Source organism: Mycobacterium sp. Marseille-P9652 (assembly GCF_902652685.1).
Classification (GTDB): Bacteria; Actinomycetota; Actinomycetes; order Mycobacteriales; family Mycobacteriaceae; genus Mycobacterium.
On record NZ_CACRUY010000057.1, the window covers coordinates 21,562 to 30,050 of the forward strand.

General features: G+C 66.1%; 5 protein-coding genes and 1 pseudogene. 1 reads left to right on the top strand and 5 read right to left on the bottom strand.

The genetic code is table 11. From position 1 onward, the window contains the following. The first annotated feature begins 11 nt into the window (after positions 1 to 11). On the top strand, positions 12 to 2,822 hold the full coding sequence (locus GPY60_RS22290; RefSeq protein WP_156689867.1) for an ATP-binding protein: 2,811 nt from the start codon (positions 12 to 14) through the stop codon (positions 2,820 to 2,822). Between the two features lie 70 nt (positions 2,823 to 2,892). Here GPY60_RS22290 and GPY60_RS22295 read toward each other — a convergent pair whose 3' ends face one another. From GPY60_RS22295 to GPY60_RS22315, 5 genes and pseudogenes are all read right to left on the bottom strand, one after another. Further along, positions 2,893 to 4,983 carry a xanthine dehydrogenase family protein molybdopterin-binding subunit gene (locus GPY60_RS22295; RefSeq protein WP_156689868.1) on the bottom strand — a complete coding sequence of 697 codons (2,091 nt, stop codon included), beginning with the start codon at positions 4,981 to 4,983 and terminating at the stop codon, positions 2,893 to 2,895. Then, complete coding sequence (locus GPY60_RS22300; protein ID WP_156689875.1) at positions 4,980 to 5,972, bottom strand: FAD binding domain-containing protein; 993 nt, start codon at positions 5,970 to 5,972, stop codon at positions 4,980 to 4,982. Before GPY60_RS22300 ends, GPY60_RS22295 begins: the two co-directional genes overlap by 4 nt. Then, positions 5,969 to 6,484 carry a 2Fe-2S iron-sulfur cluster-binding protein gene (locus GPY60_RS22305; protein WP_156689869.1) on the bottom strand — a complete coding sequence of 172 codons (516 nt, stop codon included), beginning with the start codon at positions 6,482 to 6,484 and terminating at the stop codon, positions 5,969 to 5,971. Before GPY60_RS22305 ends, GPY60_RS22300 begins: the two co-directional genes overlap by 4 nt. 37 nt (positions 6,485 to 6,521) lie before the next feature. After that, positions 6,522 to 7,181, bottom strand: a complete 660-nt coding sequence (locus GPY60_RS22310) for a VOC family protein (protein WP_156689870.1) — start codon at positions 7,179 to 7,181, stop codon at positions 6,522 to 6,524. Positions 7,182 to 7,321: 140 nt separating this feature from the next. Next, a pseudogene (locus GPY60_RS22315) lies at positions 7,322 to 8,489 on the bottom strand (hypothetical protein); the annotation flags it as partial.

Below are 8,489 nucleotides of genomic sequence, written 5' to 3' on the forward strand. Positions count from 1 at the left end.
GGAATCAGCTCATGAGTAGCGTCATTCACACCGAAATGCTGCCCATCCGAGGCCGGTCCCGCGAGCTGGCCGTCGTAGACGCACGCGTCGCAGGCCTGTCCGAGGGACGGGGATCGGTCCTACTCATCGACGGGCCACCGGGGATCGGTAAGACGCGCCTGCTTATCGAAGTAGGGATGCGGACAGAGGCCCGCGGCGGCCGGCTGCTGTCGGGCGCCGCGTCCGAACATCAACGGGCCGTACCGTTCGGGCCACTACTCAGCGCGACCCTGGGCGCAGACCCCCCAGTCGGTGACGCCGAGGCGCTGCGGACCCTCGGTTCCTCGGGCGACTTGCGCTATTGGGTGGTCCACGAGCTGGAATCGGCCATAACCGACGCCGCGCGGGCGACACCGCTCACGGTCGCCATCGATGACGCCCACCTCGCCGATGCGGGAACGATCGTGGCGATACGGATGCTGATGGCGGCTTTGGTCGACGTGCCGGTCCTCTGGGCCCTCACCGCACGAACCGGCTCGTCCGGCGCGGCGATTCGCGATGCCGTCGAAGCCCTTGCCAGCAGCGGCACCGACCACGTCAGCCATCTGCGGTTATCGACCGTAAATCCCGCCGCGGCCGCCGACATCGTGGCGGACATCCTTGGCAGCAAGGTCGATGACTCGCTGTTGCAGCTCACCACCAAGGCAAAAGGGAACCCACTCCTCATTCGCGAGTTGCTCCGCGGTCTGCGCGAGGACAATCGAATTCACGAAGCGGTCGGACGTGCCTCGGCGATTGGTGCCACGCTTCCCCAGCGGTTGTTCGCGACCATGGACCATCGGCTCGACAGCCTCGACCCGATGACACGGCGACTCGTCGAAGTCGCGGCCGTTTTGCCGGAGCGGTTCTCGGTTGCGCTGTTGGCGCGAATGACTGACCGGCGTCCCTCCGAGCTCGCCGCTGCGATCACCGAGGCGGTGCATGCCGATCTTCTCGTCGGTGATGAAAAGCGGCTGCGGTTTCGTCATGACCTTGTTCGGAGCGCCGTCCGCGCAACCATTCCCGAATCGCTCCTGCGAGCGCTGGAACGCGAATCGGCCGACATTCTGCTCGACATGGGTGCTGCTCCCGAAGAAGTTGCTACGCAATTGGCCAGCAGCGCCGATGTCGGTGACCGCGCGGCTGTGGAGTCACTGCGGTCCGCGGCGCGGGCGTTGGCGCGGGCGGACTGCTCGGCCGCGGCTGACATCGGTCTGCGGGCGCTGGAGTTGACCGGCCCTCACTCCGATCTTCGCGCCGCGTTGCTTTCGGAAAGCGTCGAACTGCTGGTTCGTGCCTCTCGATTCGACGAGGCAGAGGCCATGGCGGCCAGAGCGCTCTCGGAAGAGTTGACGGCCCAACTCGAGGCTGACATCCGGCTCAACCTCTCAATGCTCCCGACCCGCTGGCCCGACCAGCGGTCCGCGGAAAACCGGCGAGCTTTGATACTGCCCGACGTAACTCCGCTGACACGAGCGCGCAACCAGGCCTGGCTCTCCTCCACCGTGATGCTCGACGGTGACCTTGCAGCGAAGCCTGCCGCCTTGGAGGCGCTCGACCAACTCGGGTGCCTCGACGACGTCGACACCCGGATGCTGGCGACCGCGGTGCTCGCAGCCGTGGAGCTCGCCACCGGCCATGGACAGCGTGCTTCCACCATCTGCGACGACATTGTGGCCAGCATGGCCGAGATCGGTGGCTCCTCCCCCGCCGGCCAGGCGGTGGCACGGTACTGCGCGATGGTTCTCGCGGCGCTCGGGAGGCTAGGTGACGCCGCCACCGTCGTGGCCGAGAATCGAGCCGTCGCCGAGGCGGAACGAAAGATATCGACCGTTCAGTTGCTCAACATGATTCAAGCGATGTGCGACACGGCGGCGGGACGATTCATCGCCGCGCGCGCAGTGTTCATGCCGTCCGTAGCGACAGTGGCTGCCCGAGGGTACGTCATCGCCGACGTCGTGGCGCTGACGCACCTCGCGTCAGCTGCCGTCTACCTCGATGACCAGACGCTGATCCGAGATATCAGCAGCGCCGCCCGAGAAGTTCTCCGGACAGTCGGCAACGAATCCGCACGGATGCGGGCCCGCTACGTCTTGGCCCTCGCCGCCTGGCACCGCGACGACCTCGACGGAGCCGTCGGCCATCTCGCGCCGGTGAAGCGGCTGTTCACGCTTCCGTTTTGGCCGATCGACTTCGACAACGCCGTGCTCACTGCCCGACTCGCGGCGGGCACGCAAGACGACGGCGTCCGGAGACTTGCGTTGACAGCGCTCGACATTCTCGAACGCGACAATCCTGGAGTCCCCTTGATGACCGGGATCGCCCGACACGTCCGCGGACTCCTGGAAGATGACGTCTCGCTGCTGACAGAGGCGGTTCACCTACTGGGCACGGGTGAGCGGCCGATCTTGCACGCCGCGGCCCTGGAAGATCTGGGCAACGTTGCACGGGGCATGGGCCAAGGCCACACCGCCGTCGACGGGCTCGGCCGAGCGTTCGATCAGTACAGCGCCCACGGAGCCGTGTCCGGGGCACGCCGGACCGCACGGAGCCTCCGCGAACTCGGGGTGGTCCGGCGCACCGTTCGACGCAGAGCCAAGACGGGGTGGGACAGCCTGACCGCGGCCGAGCTGCGGGTCGCCGAGCTGGTCATCGAGGGCGCCACGAATGTTCAAGTCGCCGAAAGGCTGTCGGTGTCGCCACACACGATCAACAGCCACCTGCGCAACGCCTACAGCAAGCTCGAGATCAACTCGCGCGCCGAGTTGAAGGCTTTGTCACGGGGGCAACGCCCAGGCCGCTGACACGCATAACCGGTTCAGCGGGTGGCAGCTTCCGTTCGGCCGATGCGCGAATCGGCACAGAGCGCGCGTTTCACGTGCCGAGCAGTGTGTCGCAAGTAATCGGAAGGTCGCGCACCCGTATGCCGCTAGCGTGGTAGACGGCATTGGCGACGGCAGCGGCCGAGCCCACGATGCCTATCTCGCCGGCACCGCGCGAGCCCATCGGATTTGTATGCGCGTCGACGCTGTGCAGCACGCTGACATCGAATTCCGGGGTATCGGCATGACTGCTGATGTGATAGCCCGCGAAGTCCTGTGTGACGACGTGGCCGAATCGGTGATCGCGAACACTCTCCTCGTGCAACGCCATTGACATTCCCATGATCATGCCGCCGATCAGCTGCGAACGTAATGTAATCGGGTTGATCACCCGGCCGACGGAGAACACGCCGCACATACGCGACACGCGGATCTCGCCGGTGTGGCGGTTCACCCGCGTCTCGGCGAACTGCGCCCCAAAGGAGTAGAGCCCGAAGTGTTGCGAGTCGTCAGCGTCCGATGCTTCGGCCACGGTCGCTGCGCCGAGGGGTGGTAAGCCACCGTGTTCCTTCCGGAACGCCTCGGCCGCCGCGCAGATGGCGCGCCCCCACGAGCTGGTACCGGACGAGCCGCCGGCCACCGAGGCGACCGGCAGGTCGGTGTCACCGATCTGCAGGTCGATGTCCTCGACTCGGCAATCGAGGGCATCGGCGGCGATCTGCGCGAGGACAGTTCCGCTTCCCGTGCCAATGTCGGCCGCCCCGATCTGCACTGCGAACCGGCCGTCAGCAACCCGTTCAATCCGAGCGGCATTGCCGGGCATGATCTTTGCCGGGTACACCGCCGATGCCACGCCGGTACCGATAAGCCACTCGCCATCTTGGCGGCTCCTCGGCGCAGGATCGCGCTGCGCCCAACCGAACCGTTCCGCGCCCGACCGCAGGCAGTCAACCAGCCGCCGGTCCGACCACGGGTTGCCTGTCTGGGGCTCGACAGGCGGGTCGTTACGGACGCGAAGCTCGATGGGGTCGACGCCACAGGCGACCGCGAGTTCGTCCATCGCGACCTCGAGCGCGAACGAGCCGGGGCATTCGCCCGGGGCGCGCATCCAAAACGGCACCGGCACATCAAGTCTCGCGAGCCGATGAGTGGTCTTGCGATTCGTGGCCGCGTACATCATCCGTGACAACACGGCGGTCTGCTCGGCGTACTCCTTCACTGTTGCGGTTTGTTCGACGACTTCGTGACTGAGCGACGTCAGACGACCGTCGAGATCGGCGCCGAGGCGCACCCGCTGGATCGTCGGTGTCCGGTAACCGACTACGGCGAACATCTGTTGGCGGGTGAGCGCCATCTTGACGGGACGTCCGCCACCGCGTTGCGCGGCCATCACGGCGAGCACGTTGTGCGAATGCGGTGCCCCCTTGGAGCCGAAGCCACCACCGACGTATCTGGCGACAACTCGTATTTGGCTTTCTTTGAGCCCGAACAGCGTAGCCATCTTCCGACGAACGGTGTGCACTCCTTGAGTCGCGTCGTAGAGCGTCAGTTGTGGTCCGGTGGGCTCCCAGATCGCAATGGTCGCGTGGGGTTCCATCGGGTTGTTGTGTTCGAGGGGCGTGGTGTAGCTGTTGTCGACGGTGATCGGTGCGTCGCGCAACCCGGCGCCGACGTCACCCTCGTGAGTGTCGGTTGCGAAGTCCGGGTTGACCCGCTCCGGGGCATACAGGCCGGGGTCATCGGCGCGCAGTTCGGTGTGGTGCGTTGCCGATTCGTACTCAACGCGCACGAGACTGGATGCCTGGCGGGCGATCTCGGCCGTTTCGGCGACCACGCCGCCGATGAATTGGCCGCGGTAGTGCACCAGGTCGTCCTGGAGCACAGTCAGGTCGCCGTCCGACGTATCGGTCAATCTGGGCGCGTCGAAGACGCTCAGGACGTCCGTGACGCCGTCGACTTCGCAGGCGCCGGCGGTGTCCATCGTGGTGATGCGGCCGCGAGCGATCGTGGCTTGAATCGGAAATAGATAGAGAGGATCGGCAACGCTGTATTCGAACGCGTACGGTGCTGTGCCAGTCACCTTGGCCGGACCGTCGAGTCGGGTGAGTCGCGCACCGATGGCGCGAGGGCGAAGCGTCGTCATCGTTGCCGCCCCTCCGCAAGGGAGTTGAGGGTGGCCGTGATCGCGCCCTTGGTGAGCTCGACCTTGAATTCGTTGCCGCGCAACGGTTCGGCCTGGTTGAGCTCCGCGTCGGCTGCTTGACGGAAGCGCGCTTCGGTGGCGGCTCCGCCGACCAGCGCAGCCTCGGCGAGGCTGGCGCGCCAGGGCTTGGGCGCGACACCACCCAGGGCGATGCGGGCGGCCGCAACAATTCCACCGTCGATGACGAGTTCGGCTGCCACCGACGTCAGCGCGAACGCGTACGAGGCACGGTCGCGGACCTTGCGGTAGGTGGAACGGGCGCCGTCAGGAGGAGGCGGGATTTCTACCGCGGTGATGAGGGCGCCGGTCGGGAGGGTGGTGTCGCGGTCGGGTTGGTCGCCGGGTAGGCGGTGAAAATCCAGCAGGGATATCCGCCCCTCGCCTCGGGAGCCGACCCATATGACCCGGGCGTCAAGCGCGGCCAGCGCGACGGCCATATCGGAGGGATGGACGGCACTACAATGCCGTGACACGCCGAGGATGGCGTGGTAGCGCACGTAGCCGTCGTGGGCCGCGCATCCGGTGCCGGGCGCCCGTTTGTTGCACAGGGTCGTCAGATCTTGGAAGTACGCGCATCGCGTCCGTTGCAACAGATTTCCCGCTGTGGTTGCGACGTTTCGCAACTGGCCCGACGCTCCCGAGAGTAAGGCGCGGGAAAGTACCGGATAGCGACTGCGCACGACCGGGTGTGCGGCCAGGTCACTGTTGCGGACACCCGCGCCCACGCGCATCGTCCCATTGGGGAGTTGCTCGATATCGCCGAGGGGCAGGTCGGTTACGTCCACCAATAACCTGGGCGCTGCGAGTCCCAGCTTCATGTGGTCAACCAGGTTGGTGCCGCCGGCCAGGAAGAAGGCGTCGGGTTTGCCGCCGACGGCGGCGACGGCGTCGGCGACGCTGGTTGCGCGCTGATACTCGAATGGGATCACGGAGCGACCTGCCGGATCGCAGCCAAGATGTTTGGATATGCGCCGCAGCGGCACAAGTTGCCGCTCATCCGTTCACGAATTTCCGCGTCCGTGAGATCCGGCGCCGACTCGAGGTCCTCGGTGACATGGCTGGGTGCGCCGGCTTTCACCTCATCGAGCATGCCGATCGCCGAACAGATCTGCCCGGGCGTGCAGTAACCGCACTGGAATCCGTCGTGCGTCAAGAACGCCTCGGCCATCGGATGCAGTCCGCCCGAGTGGCCCAAACCAGCGGCCGTGACGATGTTCGCACCCTGATGGGCGACCGCCAGTGCCAGGCACGTGGTCACCCGGCGGCCGTCGAGAAGCACGGTGCAGGAGCCACACTGGCCGTGATCGCATCCCTTTTTGGCAGAGGTTACGCCAAGGTGCTCGCGCAGCAGGTCCAGCAGCGTGACCCGGTTGTCGATGCTCGCGGTTCGGTCGACACCATCCACGCGGACCGTGACGTCAGTGAAGTGGGCGGGCTGCATCGTTCGTCCACTGAGCCTTTCGCCGTCTGTGCCGTCGTCAGAGTTGATGGCTTCCCGCCTTCTTGTTGATCTGTGCGAGCGCACTCCAGATATGACAGGTGCCGTGGGAATAGATCTCGACGATGTTGCCGAAGGGGTCCTCGCAGTAGCAGACGTAAAACCCTATTCCCTCGGCGAACTCCCACACGGCACTGCGCTGTTTGCCGCCACTTTCGGCGATCCGCCGCGCCAGGCCCTCGACGTCCGGGTCGATCACGCAGAAATGGAACGTACCGGTCTTGTGCAAATAGAACTGCTGGTTCTCGTCAGCGCCGCGAGGGTCGGGCTTCGGTTCGGAGAACTCGAACAGCTCGAGGCCGACCCCGTTGCCGGCGTCCATCATTGCGATCTTTCCCCTCACCACATGCGGACCGAGCATGTCGGCGACGAGTCCGCCGAAATAGCCCTCACCCGAGACGTATTCCTGAGGCTCGTGCAAGAGCTGGAATCCAAGAATGCGTCGATACCAATCGATCGCTTCCTCCGCGTCGGTGACCGTCACCCCGACGTGTGTGATCGTGCGGGGCTGCTCGGAGCTCGGTGCTGGTTGACTCATGACGCCTCCTCCGTGGAGATAAGTGCGGTGGGTGCAATGGGGACCCAGGTCCGTGCGTATCGACAGACCGCGGCGCCGTTGCCGACAGGCCCATGCTGGCATTCCGCGCGGGTCGCAGGAATCGCACGGCGTGCGATATTTAGTCGGCTGTTCCGTCGCGCCCGGCGACAGGGATGCGGCGCAGCCCGTAGTCGGTAGCCGGCCGCCGCAGCCTGCTCGGCGTGCCCCGCCGCGACAACGCCTCAGCCAATCGCCAGGCCGAGTGGGTTGAGGCCGACGGCGATCGTGGTGAGGACGCTGTTGCTGGTGGCGTCGATCACTGAAACGGTGTTGTTGAACGGGCCGGTGATGTAGACGTCGCCCGCCGATGCGCCGGTGGGACTGATGGCAACACCGTCGGGTCCACCAGCAACGGGGATGGTGGTCAGGATGGTGTTCGTGGGCCCTATCACCGACACCGCGTTCCCGTTCCCGCCTGCGACGTAGACGTCGCCGGCGTTGGGTGTGCCGGTGGGACTGACCGCCACTCCGACCGGATGACCCCCAGTCGCAATGGTGGCGATGACTTGATTGGTGGGGCTGAGGACCCACACACTGCCTGTCAGGTTAGTGACGTAGACGTCTCCCGCGTTCGGGTTGCCGGCAGGGCTGATGTCTATCCCAAATGGATCGCCAGTGACGATGGTGGCGAGCTTAATGTTGTTGGCGTTGAACACAGTGACGGTGCCGGCGCCTTCGCTGGTGACGTATACGTCACCAGCGTTCGCGGTTCCCGCGGGAGCCACCGCCAAGCCCCATGGTTTCTCGACTCCGAACGTCGTCGGCAAGGTGTTGGTGGGGCTGATCACCGATACGGAGTCGCCGCCGGTGTTGGCCACGTACACGTCGCCGGCGCTGGGTGTGCCTGCCGGACTGACGGTCACCGCCGTCGGAGAGACGCCGACGGGGATGGTGGTGATCGGTTTGCCGGGAGTGATCACCGAAACGGTGTCGTCGAGCCTGTTCGTGACGTAAACCGTACCGGCGTTGACGGTGCCAGCCGGTGCCACAGCTACTCCCATTGGGTCATTGCCGACCGGGATGGTGGTGACGACCTCGTTGGTGGCGGGGTCGATCACGGTCACGGAATTGCTGTCGGCGTTGACCACGAAGACCTCGCCGGCATGAAGGGTGGGGCCGCCGGTGCCGGCGGGGCCCCCCGCTCCGGGCGCTCCCCACAGCAGCCCGCCGCGGCCTCCAATGCCGCCGCCTCCGCCGGTGCCGTAGGCGACTGTGTCCGACCCGCCGGGTCCGCCGGCCCCGCCGGCGCCGAACAGCGGCGCGTAGCCGCCGGCACCGCCGGTGCCGGCGATGCCCGCGTAAGCGGGGTTGTTACCGCCGTGTCCGCCCGCGCCTCCGGCGCCGTACAAC